Annotated in this window: 11 protein-coding genes and 5 pseudogenes; 10 read left to right on the forward strand and 6 right to left on the reverse strand. The window is 58.1% G+C overall.

Translation table 11 applies throughout. The features are described from left to right. Positions 1 to 12 precede the first annotated feature (12 nt). Entirely contained in the window at positions 13 to 2208 is a 2196-nt protein-coding gene (locus MUN84_RS16670; RefSeq protein ID WP_244695150.1) for a penicillin acylase family protein, read from the reverse strand. Between the two features lie 137 nt (positions 2209 to 2345). On the opposite strand from MUN84_RS16670, the gene MUN84_RS16675 reads away from it, so the two are divergent. After that, positions 2346 to 2699: a hypothetical protein gene (locus MUN84_RS16675; protein WP_244695151.1), complete on the forward strand. Its 354-nt coding sequence runs from the start codon at positions 2346 to 2348 to the stop codon at positions 2697 to 2699. 109 nt (positions 2700 to 2808) lie between these two features. Here the strand turns inward: MUN84_RS16675 and MUN84_RS16680 are convergent, their stop codons facing one another. Beyond that, a complete protein-coding gene (locus MUN84_RS16680) occupies positions 2809 to 3162 on the reverse strand; it encodes a HesB/IscA family protein (protein ID WP_244695152.1) in 354 nt (117 codons plus the stop codon). Positions 3163 to 3429: 267 nt separating this feature from the next. Between MUN84_RS16680 and MUN84_RS16685 the strand changes: the two genes are divergently transcribed. Then, the gene (locus MUN84_RS16685; protein WP_244695153.1) at positions 3430 to 3966 is read left to right on the forward strand and encodes a hypothetical protein; all 537 of its coding nucleotides are present in this window, start codon (positions 3430 to 3432) and stop codon (positions 3964 to 3966) included. A gap of 204 nt (positions 3967 to 4170) precedes the next feature. Here MUN84_RS16685 and bshA read toward each other — a convergent pair whose 3' ends face one another. Beyond that, the gene (gene bshA, locus MUN84_RS16690; protein ID WP_244695154.1) at positions 4171 to 5313 is read right to left on the reverse strand and encodes an N-acetyl-alpha-D-glucosaminyl L-malate synthase BshA; all 1143 of its coding nucleotides are present in this window, start codon (positions 5311 to 5313) and stop codon (positions 4171 to 4173) included. Positions 5314 to 5561: 248 nt separating this feature from the next. Then, a complete protein-coding gene (locus MUN84_RS16695) occupies positions 5562 to 8513 on the reverse strand; it encodes a glycoside hydrolase family 3 N-terminal domain-containing protein (RefSeq protein ID WP_244695155.1) in 2952 nt (983 codons plus the stop codon). Between the two features lie 318 nt (positions 8514 to 8831). Between MUN84_RS16695 and mutL the strand changes: the two genes are divergently transcribed. The 8 genes and pseudogenes from mutL to MUN84_RS24090 form a co-directional block, all read left to right on the forward strand. Then, positions 8832 to 10367, forward strand: coding sequence for a DNA mismatch repair endonuclease MutL (gene mutL / locus MUN84_RS16700; RefSeq protein WP_244695156.1), 1536 nt, complete (start codon positions 8832 to 8834; stop codon positions 10365 to 10367). An 11-nt stretch (positions 10368 to 10378) separates the two neighbouring features. After that, positions 10379 to 10884, forward strand: a pseudogene (locus MUN84_RS16705) (hypothetical protein). Positions 10885 to 10996: 112 nt separating this feature from the next. Then, a pseudogene (locus MUN84_RS24670) lies at positions 10997 to 11251 on the forward strand (rhomboid family intramembrane serine protease); the annotation flags it as partial. A gap of 29 nt (positions 11252 to 11280) precedes the next feature. After that, positions 11281 to 11478 (forward strand): hypothetical protein, encoded by a 198-nt coding sequence (locus MUN84_RS16710; protein WP_244695157.1) that lies wholly within the window; start codon positions 11281 to 11283, stop codon positions 11476 to 11478. 5 nt (positions 11479 to 11483) lie between these two features. Continuing rightward, a complete protein-coding gene (locus MUN84_RS16715; RefSeq protein ID WP_244695158.1) occupies positions 11484 to 11780 on the forward strand; it encodes a rhomboid family intramembrane serine protease in 297 nt (98 codons plus the stop codon). 109 nt (positions 11781 to 11889) lie between these two features. Then, positions 11890 to 12456, forward strand: a pseudogene (locus tag MUN84_RS24080) (rhomboid family intramembrane serine protease); the annotation flags it as partial. A gap of 251 nt (positions 12457 to 12707) precedes the next feature. Further along, positions 12708 to 12788 carry a DUF6576 domain-containing protein gene (locus MUN84_RS24085; RefSeq protein ID WP_317239227.1) on the forward strand — a complete coding sequence of 27 codons (81 nt, stop codon included), beginning with the start codon at positions 12708 to 12710 and terminating at the stop codon, positions 12786 to 12788. Positions 12789 to 13029: 241 nt separating this feature from the next. Further along, positions 13030 to 13473 (forward strand): annotated as a pseudogene (locus MUN84_RS24090) (DUF4468 domain-containing protein); the annotation flags it as partial. A 75-nt stretch (positions 13474 to 13548) separates the two neighbouring features. On the opposite strand, the pseudogene mdh reads toward MUN84_RS24090, so the two are convergent. Continuing rightward, positions 13549 to 14489, reverse strand: a pseudogene (mdh, locus tag MUN84_RS16725) (malate dehydrogenase). A 147-nt stretch (positions 14490 to 14636) separates the two neighbouring features. Beyond that, on the reverse strand, positions 14637 to 14864 hold the full coding sequence (gene tilS / locus MUN84_RS16730; RefSeq protein ID WP_244695160.1) for a tRNA lysidine(34) synthetase TilS: 228 nt from the start codon (positions 14862 to 14864) through the stop codon (positions 14637 to 14639). Positions 14865 to 14886: the final 22 nt, after the last annotated feature.

Consider the following 14886-nt stretch of genomic DNA (forward strand, 5'->3'; position numbering starts at 1 on the left):
CAGTAGAGAGGGTTACTGCCCTGGCGAGTACGTGCGCTCGGTGTGTTGTTTGATGTCCTCGGGGTAAAAGAATACGTCTTTGAAGTTTTCTTCGACATACAAGCCGGCTTGGTCAGTGAAGTGAGCAGAGGCGGGCTGGTTGCTATTACCGCCGGCCAGTACGGACCGGGCTTTAACCCGGGGGCCAAACTCGACTACCGCAATAAAGCTGTTCCCGACGCTGCCGTAGCGCTTTTTGGTGCCGGGGTAGGCGCGGGAGCCGAAGGCGGCCAGGGAGCCCCAGGCCGAAGAGGTAAAGGCGACGGGCAGGCTGGGCTTCTGGTCATCGTAGGTTTCCTGAATGTTGCCGGTGAGGCGCTGGAAACGGTTCACCTCGCCCCAGGGCTTCTGCCAGGTGCCAAAGTCGCGGGTTAGCTCCTCAATGGTTTCTTGTAGGGCCGCTACCTTTTCCTGCGGAGTGGTGTTGGCAATGGCGAATTTGGTCAGGCTGATGTAGTCCAGCGTCTGGTTAGCGGGCACCCGGGGGCGGGCCAAGCGCAGTATTTTCTCGCCCCAGTACGTGGCCAGCGTCTGCCCAACGGAGGCTTTCGCGTAGCGCTTGTCCCAGGCTTGCAGCACCTTCATAGCTTCCACTACCTCGCCCTCCGGCGGGTTTGGGCTGTCCACCACGAATTGAAAGTCCTTGGCTAGCGCCGGAATCAACTCCTCAAAACCGGCCAGATACGGATCCTTGGCGGCGGCAATCAGCGTGTCCAACGTAAAAACTGATTTGCGGCTGAGCACGCGCACGGCGTTAATTCCACGGTAGTTTTCCGCATCAGGAGCCATGTAGGCCGGATACTTTTCCTTGGCCGGACTGCTCGGGCCCGAAACGGTGAAAGGCGTGGAGTTACAATTCTGAATCCAGCCGCTGGCCGGGTTTATCACCTGCACCAGCTCGGCGGCCTTGTGCAGGCCTTGCCACTCGGTTCGTGGGTTGCTGCCGTCCACTGGCTGGCTCCAGTCGAACTGCGGGTCGCGCTTGGGCATGAAGTTGCCGTGCCAATAGGCAATGGTGCCCTTGCTGTCCGCAAATACGGTATTGTTGGAAGCGTTGCCGTTGAGCTTAAGTGTCTTCTGGAAGCTGGCGTAGTCGGTGGCCTTTGTGCGCAGGAACGACTGCTCCAGCGCCTGCAGCGGGGTGTCCATCATGCGCACCGTCACCCACTTATTTTCCGCCTGCTGGCCCACTACGGGGCCGTGGTGAGTGCGGTAGGTAGTAAACTGCTTGCGCTGAATCTTGCCCTCATGCAGGTAGGGAATGGAAATGGTAGCCACTTGCACGGGCCGCAGCTTGGCGCCGTAGCGGTAGTGGGGCTTGCCGTCCTTCAGCTCAATGGTTTCCAGGTATTCATCCATGGAATCAGCCTGGCTGGAGGTGTGCATCCAGCCACAGTGTTCGTTAAAGCCCTGGTACACAAAAAACTGACCCCAAGTCACGGCACCATAGGCGTTCAGGCCAGCTTGGCTGGTTACCTGCACCTCGGGGCGGAAGTAGAACGACGTGTGCGGATTAATCAGCAGCAGGGCGTGGCCGCTGGCGCTTTTAGCTGGCGCCACCGCAAAGCCATTAGAGCCCACCGGCTCCCGCTCTGCCTTTTCAAAGTCGGGCCGCTGCCAAGAGGTAGACTTGCGGTTGGCGTAAAAATTCTTGAGGCGCTCCAGGGGTACCACGCTGATGTTGCCCCCAATGCTGCCCTCACTGAACATCAGTGGCATCCAGGGCTGGAAGCGGCGCAGTAGCCGGGGCTTAACAGCTGGATGCGAGTAGAGGTAGTAGTTGGTGCCGTCGGCAAAGGCGTTGAGCAACTGCTTCATCCAAGCCGGGCTCTTTTTGTAGAGACTGATGGCCTGGGTGCTGTCCATGAACAGGCGGGCCCGCAAGTCGTGGTAAATAGCCGATTCGCCCTCCACTTCGGCCAGCCGCCCAATGGCATCGAGGTAGTTGGTTTCTACCCGCGGAAAGTCGTCCTCGCACTGGGCATACAGCAGCCCGAATACGGCGTCGGCGTCGGTTTTGCCCTGTACGTGCGGCACGCCCCAAGTGTCGCGGGTGATGGTCACCTGCTTGGCCTGCTGCTGCCAACGGGCAATTTCAGCGGGAGTAAACGCCTGCGCCTGGGCGCCGGCAGCCGGCAGCAGTAAGCCTAGAAGAACAAGGTAACGCATGGGAAAGGGGTAGGGTGGAAGCTCGTCATGTCGGGCGGGAGTGGTGGCCGCTTACGGGCTATTGGCTCCGCGTCTGGTTCGGCCGAAATGCTAACTTACCGCCAATATCCTCCATCCTAGTAATACAAAAAAGTATCATGGTTGAAGTAACGAAGGAAGGCAACACCGTTTTGTTCAATGTCAAGGGCTTGCACAAGCTGTGGGCTTTCAAAAGTCAGCTGCAAATTCCGCTCAGCCACATCAAGAATATCCGGCAAGACCCCGAGATTCTGAAAGGATGGTGGAAGGGGTTTCGGATGCCCGGCACCCACGTTCCCGGCCTTATTGCGGCAGGTACTTTCCTGCAGGATGGCAAACGCATCTTCTGGGATGTGCACCACGCTGAAAATGCCCTCATCATCGAGCTGGAACACGATGAGTACAACGAGCTAATTATCGAGGTGGAGAATCCGGCCGCCGTGATGGAGCTACTGAGCCCCGCCCGCGCCTAAGGCACTACCAGCAACCCCCGAAAAACAAAAAGCCCCGACCATTAAGTCAGGGCTTTTGTTTTTCGGTAACTGCGGCCTTCGCAAACAGAAGTCCGTATACGCTACACGGTTAGGAAGAGAAGGAAGAGCCGCAGCCGCAGGTGCTCTTAGCCTGAGGGTTGTTGAAAACGAAGCCCCGGGCGTTGAGGCCATCCTGGAAATCGACCTCCATGCCCAGCACATACATGGCGTGCTTTTTATCCATGATGAGCAGAACGCCGTCCAAGTCGAAGGTTTCGTCCTGATCCTTGGCTTTGTCGAAGCCGAGCAGGTAGCTCATGCCGGAGCAGCCTCCGCCCTGAACCCCGACGCGCAGGCCGTACTCGGCGGGCACGTTTTTCTCAATCAGAATATTCCGAACCTCTTCCAGTGCACGCGGAGTGAGGCTGATGGGAGCAAGTTTCGTGGAGACGGCCGTTGCCATAGTGTGTTCGTCGTTAGGAAAGTAAGGCGACAAAGATACGAAGTCAGCGGTAGTAGTAGCATGCTGCCCGCGAGGCAACTGCCGTACTACACCGAGCCGTAGCGTCGTTTGGCAGTATAACAACGGCTGGGCCCCCGCGGTTCACGCCCTATATTTGCCAGCCAGAGTAGCGCAAGGCCACGTAGTTGCGTATCCATTCGTGCCCTGGTATGCCTGCCATCCGGCTGGCTCTTTCCGCCAACCTTTTTGCCGCTTAATCTGCTCTTCATGGATTCATCCGCATATTTTTTCGACCTGCTCAAAATTATTCTGCCCGCTCTGATTGTAGCTGGGGCCATTTATTTTCTCTTTCAGCAGTTCCTGGAGAAAGAGCAGCAGCGCCGCCTAATTGAAATGCGTCTGGAATCCAGCAAAACTACCTTACCCCTGCGGCTGCAAGCGTTGGAGCGCGTTACCATGCTGCTGGAGCGCATTACACCCAACAACCTGCTGGTGCGCGTGAGCAGTGCCGGCCTCTCCGCCGCCGACTATCACCGTCTGCTTCTGCAGGAAGTGCGGGCCGAGGTAGAGCACAACCTGAGCCAGCAGCTCTACATGCAGCCCGAAACCTGGGCCGCCGTGAAGCAGGCTCAAGAAACCGTCGTGAATTTGATCAGCACCCACTATCAGGCGTTGCCCAACCACCAGGAAGCGCGCGGCCCAGAGCTAGCGCGTCATATTCTGGAAGGCCTCATGACCAATCAGTTCGACCCCACCGCCGCGGCCTTGCTGGCCGTAAAGCGCGAGGCGGTGGCTATGTTTTAGAAGTACTGAGGAGCGGGAGAATTGTCATGGCGAGCAGCGCGAAGCCATCCTTCCTCCGTATGTGACAGACCTGATAAACAGCCAAGCCCTTGACGACTGCGCGAGCGTCAAGGGCTTGTCACGTTTCGAAGGGGTAGGGCGCTAGTCAGGAAGGATGGCTCCGGTACCCTCGCATGACATCATCCCTTACATTTTGTTTAATAGCTACACCGTGGCTACCAAGGTAACATCAATGGCGCGCTGGTAGCAGGCTTCGTAGAGGGGCACAATCTTTTCTACGGCGAAGGTTTCGGCGTGGGCGCGGGCGGCGGCTTTGAAGCGGGGTAGGTTTTCGTCGCTGAGCACGTAGAGGGAATTTTTGACCATGTCCTCCACGTCGCCGATGTTGCTGACCATACCCGTGACGCCGTGTTCGTTCAGCTCAGGAATACCGCCGGCGTTGGTGCTGATAACCGGCACCTCACACGACATAGCTTCCAGGGCGGCCAGGCCGAAGCTTTCCTTCTCGGAAGGCATCAGGAACAGATCGGCCACGCTCAGGACTTCCTCCACGGCTTCCAGCTTGCCCAGGAAACGCACGTCGTTGCTGAGCAGGCCCAGGTCGCGACAGATTTTCTCGATGCGGGGACGGTCCGGCCCGTCGCCTACCAGCAGGAGCTTGGCCGGAATCTGCTTGCGCACGCCATCGAAGATGTGCACCACGTCTTCCACCCGCTTCACGGAGCGAAAATTGCTGGTATGCACCAGTAGCTTCTCGCCATCCGGAGCAATGGCAGCCTTGAAGTGGCCTTTGTTCTGCTTCTGAAAACGGTCCAGGTTAATGAAGTTCGGAATAACCTCGATGTCCTTCTCGATGGCGAAGTACTCGTAGGTTTCCCGCCGCAGATCGGCCGAAACGGCTGTCACACCATCCGACTGGTTGATGCTAAACGTTACCACTGGCTCGTAGCTGGCATCCTTGCCCACCAAGGTTATATCGGTGCCGTGCAGGGTAGTAATAACCGGCACCCGAATGCCCTTCGTGATGAGAATCTGCTTGGCCATGTAGGCCGCCGAGGCGTGCGGAATGGCGTAGTGCACGTGCAGCACATCCAGCTTCTCGTTCTGCACAATGTCCACCATCTTGCTAGCCAGGGCCAGCTCATACGGTGGAAATTGAAACAGGGGGTAGGGCGGAATGTAAACCTCGTGGTAGAACAGGTTCTCGTTGAAGAAGTCGAGGCGAACTGGCTGGCTGTACGTGATAAAGTGGACCCGGTGGCCCTTCAGAGCCAGCGCCTTGCCTAGTTCAGTTGCCACGACGCCCGAGCCGCCGAAAGTAGGGTAACAAACAATGCCGATGTTCATGGGTGGCTTCAGCTGAGGCCGTACCAACTACGGTACGGATAGGAGGGGAGAACAATGGAGGAGCAAAGGGATATGCAACGGACACTACCTGAGCAGAACCGTTGCGGGCGCCGCGAAGCTCCGCGTTAAATTTTGGTTACGAACCACCGGTTTTTGGGACCAGCTATAAAAAAACCGGCGGCAAGTCACCCCGTTCGGATGCCTTGCCGCCAGGGCGGATCAAGAGAGCAGAAAAGCCGGACAACAGATCATGTTTTCTGTAACGACTTGTAAATCACGTCGTGAATACGGGTTCGGATGTTGTACTGCCGCAGCTTGTTGTTGCCAGCGTCGGGGTACACGCGGTTAGAAAGAAAGATGTAGAGGATTTTGTTTTCGGGGTCCATCCATACGCAGGTGCCCGTGAAGCCAGTGTGCCCAAACGTGCTGGCCGGCGAGAGGTTGCTGGTGGGGCCTTCGGGCTTGCTTGGGTCGCCCTTGTCCCACCCCAAACCACGGCGGTTGCCGGCCTCCGTGCTGCGGGCAAACTCCGTGACAATAGGCGTCTGGAAGTAGCGCTGCCCGCCGTAGCGGCCATTCTGCAGATTCATCTGCATGAGAATGGCCAGGTCGTTGGCGTTGGAAAACAGCCCAGCGTGCCCGCCTACACCCCCAATCATGGCCGCCGTCTGGTCGTGCACGGTGCCTTGCAGCAGGGTGCGCCGGAAGTAGGTGTCGTTTTCCGTGGGCGCGATGCACGACTTCGGAAATTTCGCCAGCGGATTGTAGGTCATGGTGCCCAGGCCCAGGGGCTGGTAGAAATTCTTCTGCAAGAACTGCTCAATGGGCTGCTGGAGCACTTTCTCCGCTACCCGCTTCAGAATGATGAAGCTTAGGTCAGAATACTCCACTGGGTACTTGCCCTTGACCTTGGGTAGGAGGGAGGAACGCTGTACCCACGCCCACACGGAATCCTCGGAAGTAGAGATGCTGTAGAGCTGCGGGGTTACTTCCTGCGAAAACTGCGGCGACTCAATGCTGGCGTAGAACGTAGGCTTGGGCCCGGATTTGGTGATGGTCCGTTCCCAGGTAGGAATGCCCGGCTTGAGACCAGCCTGGTGCATGAGCACGTCCCGCATCGTCATGTCCTTCTTGTTGGTGCTTTTCAGCTCGGGCAGGTAGCCGGCTACCTTTTCGTCGAGGTTAAGTTTACCCTGATCCTTGAGGTACATAATGGCCTGCAGGGTGCCTGCCACCTTCGTTACAGAAGCCAAATCGTAGAGCGTGCTGCTATTGACGGGCTGCGACTTGTCGTAGGTGCAGTAGCCGTAGCTTTTGTCGAACACCACCATGCCATCTTTGGCCACCAGCACTTGGCAGCCGGGCGCGGCGGCGTAGGCTACCGCTTCTAGGGCCACATTGTCAATCTGGGATAGGATGCGGGAGTCGAGGCCGGCTTCCTCGGGCGTGCCGTAGCGCAGGCGACGGAAGTCGGGGGTAGGCAGGCCCATACCAGCTTTTAGGTTCTCAGACACCGTGACGGGCAGGCGGCCTTTGGCTGGCAGCGCCCCAAACAGCACCTGCGGGACCACCAGCTGGGAAGCGTAATTGTCCTCGTAGCCGCACACTAAGTTGCGGCTGCCTTCCAAAAACTTCAGGGCGTAGGCGTTGCCAAAGGCTACCACTACCGTCTTGATGCGCTTATTGGCCTGTAGCTCCTTCAGGAACTTCAGGGCGCCCTCCCCAATACCGTAGTTGTGGGTGGGCGTGTTGTTCATGTTGTGTAGGCTGACCACTACCACGTTGTAGGGCGTCAGGCTGCCGGCAATACGGGCGAAGGTCGAGTCGACGGCGTACCGGTTAGGCACGGCGTACACCGGGCCGTTCTGGTACTTGCCCATAATTTCCTTGTAGGTAGCCGCATCTGAGCCAATGGTTACCGAGGCAATGCGCAAGGTGTCCAAGCGGTGGAAGGGGAGCAGGTCGTCCTCGTTTTTCACTACCGTGGTGGCGTGCTCGTAAATCTGCTGCTGCACCATGCGGCTCAAAGGCCGGTTCAGGTTGGTCATCAGATTGGGCACGTCGATGGGCTGGTAGCGGTTCAGGCCCGCCCAGTATTTGGCCCGGAGCATTTTGCGCACCCGCAGGTCAATATCGGCCTGGTCAATTTTACCGGCCTCAATCGTTTCCTTGATTTTCTGCACGGCCATGGGCACGTCCTCCGGAAACAACAGCACGTCGTTGCCGGCGGCCAACGCCAAGGCATCCAGCTCGCCGGGCTTATACAGGCTCGACACGCTCTTCATGTTCAAGGCATCCGTGAACACGAGGCCCCGGTAGTTCATCTTCTCCTTGAGCAGGCCCGTTACCAGGTTCTTGGAAATGGTAGCCGACAGGGTACGCACTGTGTCGAACAGCGGCATGTACAAGTGCCCCACCATCACGCCCATCACGCCCTGGTCAATGGCCTTCTGGAACGGGTACAGATCCACGTTCATCAGCCGGGCCAAGTCGGAGTTGATAACGGGCAGGGCCACGTGGGAGTCCACGTCGGTGTCGCCGTGGCCGGGAAAATGCTTCACCACAGCCAGCACCCCGTGGTCCTGCAGGCCCCGGATGTAGCTCACGCCGCGCTTGGCTACCTGCTCCTTGTTTTCGCCGAAGGAGCGGTTGCCAATCACTGGGTTATCGGGGTTGGAGTTAACGTCGATAACGGGCGAAAAGCTCACGTGCACGCCTAACGTCTTCATCTTCAGGGCAATTTCGCGGCCCATCTGGTACACGTACTGGTCGTCGTCCATGGCGCCCAGGGTCATGCCTTTGGCAAAGTGCATGGAGGAATCCAGGCGCATATCCAGGCCCCACTCGGCGTCCATGGCCACGAGCAGCGGCACTTTGGCGGCGGCTTGGTACCGGTTGGTGAGGTTGGCCTGCCGGCGCGGGCCACCCTGCAGAAACATCAGCCCGCCAATGTTATAGTTCTTGATCAGGAACTCCGTGTACTGCGTGTGCTTGCGGTCCTTGTTGGAGTAGGCCGCCACCATAAATAGCTGCCCGAGGCGCTGATCCGGAGTAAGCGAATTGAATACGCTGTCGACCCAATTTTGCTCGGCCACGGACATGGGCCGCGCGCCTTCCTCACGCGGGGTCGCTGAGGAAATGAGCAGACCCGTAATGGCCAGTACTAGCAGGAATATTCCAATCCGAAAGTCTTTGAGCATCGGCTCCGGTCGTTCGTGCTGAGGGGTGATAGGTAAGAGGAAGGCGAGGTGAAAAGCCCTACTTTTGCGGTTCCAAAAACGGTGCCGGCTACTGAGGTAGGCCACGCTACGGGCCGCTCATGCTGGCCTTTGCCTTGTTGCCTTCCTCACCTTCCAACGCACAAGACGGGTAATACGTCTCACGCTGCACACACAAAAGTTGGCCGCAAACTTACGGATAATTTCCCGACGCTGGTTGTTATCAGGCCGATAGCACCGCGGGAGGGCCTGGAAGCGGGACCGGTTTTTTCGTTGATTTTGCCTTGATTTTGATAGTATATGGCCGATATTATTCAGCTGCTACCCGAGTATTTAGCCAACCAGATTGCCGCCGGCGAGGTAGTACAGCGGCCCGCTTCGGCGGTGAAAGAACTGCTCGAAAACGCCGTAGATGCTGGCGCTACCCAGGTGCAGCTCATCGTGAAGGAAGCGGGCAAGCAGCTGGTGCAGGTAGTCGATAACGGCTCGGGCATGAGCCCGACGGACGCGCGCATGAGCCTGGAGCGCCATGCCACCAGTAAAATCCGCACCACCGACGACCTGTTCCGCATTCGCACCCTGGGTTTCCGGGGCGAGGCCCTGGCCTCTATTGCCGCCGTGGCCCAGGTAGAAATCCGGACCAAGCAGCGCGACCAGGATACCGGTTCCTTGCTGCTGGTGGAAGGCTCGCAGGTGAGCAGCCAGCAGCCCGTGGCCTGCCCCGACGGCACCAGCATCAGCGTTAAGAATCTGTTTTTTAACGTGCCAGCCCGCCGCAACTTCCTCAAGAGCAATGCAGTAGAAATGCGCCACATTCTCGACGAGTTTCAGCACGTAGCTCTAGCTAATCCGCAGATCAGCTTCTCACTGTTTCAGAACGACCTAGAGGTGTTTAACCTGCCAGCCGGCAAGCTCAGTCAGCGCATTGTGAGTTTGCTGGGCAATGGCTACAAGGAGCAGCTGGCGCAGGTAGAGGAGGTAACGCCGTTTATCAGCGTGAAAGGCTTTATCGGCAAACCGGAGTCAGCCAAGAAAAGCCGGGGCGACCAGTTTTTCTTCGTCAATAACCGCTTCATCCGCTCGGCCTACCTGAACCACGCCGTACTGGCCGCCTATGAGGGCCTGCTGCCCAAGGACACGCATCCGTTCTACGTGCTGTTCTTGGAGCTCGACCCCAAGGCCATTGACATTAACGTGCACCCCACCAAAACGGAAATCAAGTTCGAGGACGAGAAAACCGTGTATGCCATTGTGCGAGCCGCTGTAAAGCAAAGCCTAGGCTTGCATAACATGGCTCCTTCCCTGGATTTTGATGGCGACGTGAATTTTGCCCCTATTCAGCCCCTGCGCCTTTCGGGCCAGGAGCGCAACTCCTTCGCCGACGATTTCAAGCCCGATGCCCTGGCTTCGGCGGCGGCTCGGGCGGCGGGCAGCCCGGCTACCTCCAAGGAAAAAACGCCCCGTTCCGATGCCTATGAGCGGCAGCTACCGCCCCGGCCTACTGAGCAGGCCAAGCGGGAGCTAGAAGATTTCTACAAGAGCCTAAGCCAAATTAGTGTGCCCGACGTGGAGCACGAGGCCACGGCGGCCGGAGTGCCCGTACCCTCCGCCGCGGCCGTAGGGCCTCGCCCGGCGGCGCCCGAATTGCCGACGGAAGCCACGGCCGCGCCAGCTCCGGAACTACCGGTTGCCGCTGCCTTTGCTACGCCGCCCGCGCTGGTAGAACCTATAGCGGCCCCGGTTACGGCAACCCCGAGCTGCCCCTGCGTGAGTCGTCCACGGGGCCGGGCAACAAGGTCCTGCAGCTGCACCAGCAGTACTTGCTGGTGCCTGTGAAGTCGGGCATGATGCTGATTGACCAGGTAGCGGCGCGGGAGCGAATTCTGTTTGAGCAGTACGCCCAGAACCTGGAGCGCGACACCAGCGCCTCCCAGACCCTGCTGTTTCCGCGCACCATCACCTTCACGCCCAGGACTTCGCCATTCTGCGGGAGGTAGAAGAACCCCTGCGGGCCTTGGGCTTCCGCTTCACCGATTTCGGCAAGCACACCATTGCCGTGGAGGGTATTCCGGCCGATGTGCCCGCCCGCGACGAGAAGGAGCTGCTGGAGGGCCTTATTGAGCAGTTCCGCACCCACGCCGGCCCCATGAAGCTGGACCGCCGCGAGCAGATGGCCCGGGTATTGGCCCGGCGCGTGGCGGCCACGGCGGCCGGCGCCCGCCTCTCGGAGCTGGAAATGACTACCCTGGTTGACAAGCTCTTCGCCTGTCAGGTGCCCAATTACACCCCCGATGGCCGCCGCACCATTGTGCTGCTAGAGCTGGGCCAGGTGCAGGAGCTGTTCCGGCGGTAGCCGGAAAGCACGGTGAGCTGGTATAGCCGTGTTGGCGCCACTTACGTAGTTTCTTTGCCGTCGGAGCCTGGGTTCTGCCCTGCGCTTATTACTTCGTTCCAACCTGCCCTTCATGTTCCAGCTTACCCCTGCGGTCCGTAACCTGCTTATCGCCAATGTGGCGGTGTTTTTTCTGAGTACCCTGGTGAGCAACCGCCTGCTTTTTCTGGCCTTGTATCCCATTGATAGCCGGTTGTTCGGGCCGTGGCAGTTTCTGACCCACATGTTCATGCACGCCGACATTGGCCATATCTTCTCCAACATGCTGGGGCTGATGGCCCTGGGGCCTATGCTGGAGCAACGGTGGGGAGCCAAGCGCTTCCTGACGTACTGGCTGATTTGCGGGCTGGGGCGGGCATGCTCTATAACGGCTTGCGCACCTACGAGCTGCGCCGGATGCAGCACGATACGGAAGTGTTTCGCCAGGAGCCCACCGACCTGCACCTGCAGGACTACGTGCAGCACAACGTGACGGAAAATCCCCAGGCCTACGACCCCATTATCAGCCAATTGCACAAAACGCCCGAAGATCAGCAGTTGATCCAGGGATACTGACGTCGATGGAGCAAGGCTACCAGCACAACCTGCGTTACCCGATGCTGGGCGCCTCCGGGGCACTTTTCGGCATTATGCTGGCCTTTGCTTTCTTCTTTCCCAATACCGAGCTGATGGTTTTTCCCATCCCCATTCCTATCAAAGCCAAGTATTTTGTACTACTGTACGGGCTGTACGAGTTCTACTTTGGGGTGCACCGCGTACCGGGCGACAATGTGGCGCACTTTGCCCACTTGGGCGGAATGTTGGTTGGGCTCGTGGTGTTGCTGATTTGGCAGCGCAACCGCACCCGCCTGTACTAAGTGTCAGGTGGTAGCAGGGGGCACGAAGCTTGCCTGAAAATTGTAGAAATTACCGCCCGGCGCCGGCGCGCTGTTACTGCACCGGTCTAGTTCCAAATCTGCCCTACCCATGAGTATTGCCAACGACATCCGCACGGCCTTTAGTAAGCGGGACAATGCCCTGAACCAGCTGCTGCTGCTGAACGTGCTGGTGTTCATTGGCTTTATTCTACTGCGGACGGTGCTGTTCATCCTTACTAAGGACCGCAACGGGCACTTGCCGGTGCTTGAATGGCTGGCCGTACCCTCAGTGCCCGGCACCTTGCTCACCCGCCCCTGGACGCTGCTCACCTACAGCTTCATCCACTTTGAGTTCCTGCATATCCTCTTTAACCTCCTGAACCTGTACTGGTTCGGGTCGCTGGTGCGCGAATACCTCGGCGACCGGCGCTTGGTGAGCTTATATGTGCTGGGAGCTTGTGCCGGGGCTATCTTGTATGTGCTGGCGTTTAATTTAATTCCCGCCTTCCGCGATTCGCCGGCTATTCTGTACGGGGCCTCCGCCAGTGTGACGGCCGTTATTCTGGCCGCCGCTACCCTCTTACCCGACTATACATTCAGCATTATTCTGATTGGACCGGTCCGCATTAAGTACATAGCGGCCGTGGTGGTGGTGCTAAGTATTGCCGGTATTAATGGGGGTAACCCGGGCGGCGAAATTGCTCACTTAGGCGGGGCTCTACTAGGCTTTGTATTCATTAAGCAGCTCCAAGCGGGCCGCGACCTGGGTCGCCCCGTGCAAGCCGTCGGTGATTGGGTGACGCGGTTAGCTACCGGCCGGCCCAATCTGCGCGTAACGCGGGCGGGGCCGCAACGGCCGCTCCTGCCGCGGCTGCACCTAAAAAAGGCGGACTGGCGAAACCAGAGCAAGACGAAATCGACCTCATCTTGGACAAAATTTCGCGCTCCGGCTATGAGAGCCTGTCGAAAGACGAGAAACAGAAACTGTTTCGAGCCAGCCAACGGTAGTGAAAGCAACTCCGCAATGTGGCCCACCGAAAAGTCGGTGGGCTTTTTTTATGAGCCTAAGCTCAACAACAATGCTGCACACTCAAAACCCTTTGCGTATCTAGCGGCCATGAAAGCATTCTACGTATTCCTCGTGCTGTTACTAACTAGCAGTGGCGCCTGCCTGGCGCAGAAAAGTGAGAAAGTATACGCCTATAACCGCCTGCCTCTCGTTGAGGGTAAGGTGGTGTATACTGAGGTGATGCCGGTAGCTGACATCAGTCAGGCAGAGCTGTTCGCCCGGGCTCGGCAGTGGACCAACAGCGTAGTGACCGGCAGTTCTGACACTACCCGCACGCGTGATGCCGCGGCCGGTACGCTGGTAGTGCACGGCCTATTGCAACAACCACCGATTGGGGCATTTAAGGACCCCAACAGCTACGCCTATACCTGCACTGTGCAGGTAAAAGATGGTAAGTACAAATATCGAATTGACCAGATTCAGTGGACGTCCAGCACGATGAATATCGGCGGACAGGTAGTGCACGGTCCAACTACTCATCCCATTGAGCACCTGTACACTTTGCGGCAGAATTACTACGTGGAGGACCGGGCGAAATACCTCGACGAGCAGATTAAGCAGCTGATTAGCTCGCTGGACGGGGCCATGACCTACGGACGGGTAAACAAAACGGTTACCTGGTAACCCTGTCCATACCATACAAAATGGCCTTTCTACCGCAGTAGAAAGGCCATTTTGTATTTCTTTTACTAGGGAGAATTAAGCCGAAGCCTTGCTCATGTTGTCGAGGGCTTCCATTACTTCCTTCACGTGGCCGCGGGAGGTTTCCAGCAGAGCCTTTTCCTCGTCGTTCAGTTGCAGCTCGATAACTTTCTCGATGCCGTTGCGGCCGAGGATAACCGGAGCGCCCAGGTACACACCATTGATGCCATACTCGCCCTGCAGTTCAATGCACACGGGGAATACGCGGCGCTGGTCGCGCACAATGGCTTCTACCATTTGAGCAGCCGCGGCGCCGGGAGCATACCAAGCTGATGTTCCCATCAGTTTCACCAGCTCACCGCCACCTACGGCCGTGCGCTGCACAATGGCGTCCAGTTCAGCTTTGCCAATCAGTTCCGTAACCGGAATGCCACCTACCGTGGTGTAGCGGGGCAGGGGAACCATGGTGTCGCCGTGGCCGCCCATGAGTACCGCCTGAATGTCTTTGGGGCTTACGTTGAGGGCCTCGGCCAGGAAGGCGCGGTAACGGGCCGTATCCAGGATGCCAGCCATGCCGAACACCTTCTCGCGGGGCAGACCCGAGGTGAGGTGCGCCTGATAAGTCATCACGTCCAGCGGGTTCGAAACGACGATGATGATGGCGTTGGGCGAGTATTTTACTACCTGCTCGGTTACCGTTTTCACGATGCCGGCATTGGTCGAAATCAGGTCGTCGCGGCTCATGCCGGGCTTGCGGGCAGGCCCGAGGTAATTACTACCACATCCGAATCGGCGGTGCGGGCGTAGTCACCGGTGACGCCTACGGTGCGGGAATCGTAGCCGATAATGGGGGCTTTCTGCCAGATGTCGAGGGCTTTGCCTTCGGCGAAGCCCTCCTTGATGTCAACCAGCACAATTTCGTTGGCAATTTCGCGGGTGGCCAGTACATCGGCGCAGGTTGCCCCTACGTTGCCGGCTCCAACTACGGTAACTTTCATTGGGTGAGGAATTGGGTGTGAACTATGGGATGAGGTCGTAAAGCTAACCCAAAACGCTTTCTGGCAAACCCAAAAAGGCGAAACTTCGCTCGGGCCGCCTACCTGATTCCCTTGGCTGCAAGTTTGCCCAGCTGCAAAGCGGGGGCACTACATGCGCTTCACCACCAATACCCGCTCGGTTTCCTCGGTTACCTTGAACCGGTCGTCGGGCCGGAAGCCGATAACCCAGGCAATTTTGCCATCAGCCGATACTAGCACCTGCACGTTGTCCTTGAGGTTGAGGGGCACTTTCTGGTCGATGAGGAAGTCGGAGAGCTTTTTTTTGCCCTTCATGCCGATGGGCATAAACCAGTCGCCTTCCTGCCAAGCCCGCACCGTGAGCGGGAACTTCAGGGCA

Source organism: Hymenobacter sp. 5516J-16, assembly GCF_022919335.1.
Classification (GTDB): domain Bacteria; phylum Bacteroidota; class Bacteroidia; order Cytophagales; family Hymenobacteraceae; genus Hymenobacter; species Hymenobacter sublimis.

What these genes read in the sequence shown, in the direction of transcription:
- mutL (WP_244695156.1), top strand. Translation starts at nt 8,832, where the DNA reads ATGGCCGATATTATTCAGCTGCTACCCGAGTATTTAGCCAACCAGATT.
- MUN84_RS16695 (WP_244695155.1), bottom strand. Translation starts at nt 8,513, where the DNA reads ATGCTCAAAGACTTTCGGATTGGAATATTCCTGCTAGTACTGGCCATT.
- MUN84_RS16680 (WP_244695152.1), bottom strand. Translation starts at nt 3,162, where the DNA reads ATGGCAACGGCCGTCTCCACGAAACTTGCTCCCATCAGCCTCACTCCG.
- bshA (WP_244695154.1), bottom strand. Translation starts at nt 5,313, where the DNA reads ATGAACATCGGCATTGTTTGTTACCCTACTTTCGGCGGCTCGGGCGTC.
- MUN84_RS16670 (WP_244695150.1), bottom strand. Translation starts at nt 2,208, where the DNA reads ATGCGTTACCTTGTTCTTCTAGGCTTACTGCTGCCGGCTGCCGGCGCC.
- MUN84_RS16675 (WP_244695151.1), top strand. Translation starts at nt 2,346, where the DNA reads ATGGTTGAAGTAACGAAGGAAGGCAACACCGTTTTGTTCAATGTCAAG.
- MUN84_RS16685 (WP_244695153.1), top strand. Translation starts at nt 3,430, where the DNA reads ATGGATTCATCCGCATATTTTTTCGACCTGCTCAAAATTATTCTGCCC.
- MUN84_RS16715 (WP_244695158.1), top strand. Translation starts at nt 11,484, where the DNA reads ATGGAGCAAGGCTACCAGCACAACCTGCGTTACCCGATGCTGGGCGCC.
- MUN84_RS16710 (WP_244695157.1), top strand. Translation starts at nt 11,281, where the DNA reads ATGCTCTATAACGGCTTGCGCACCTACGAGCTGCGCCGGATGCAGCAC.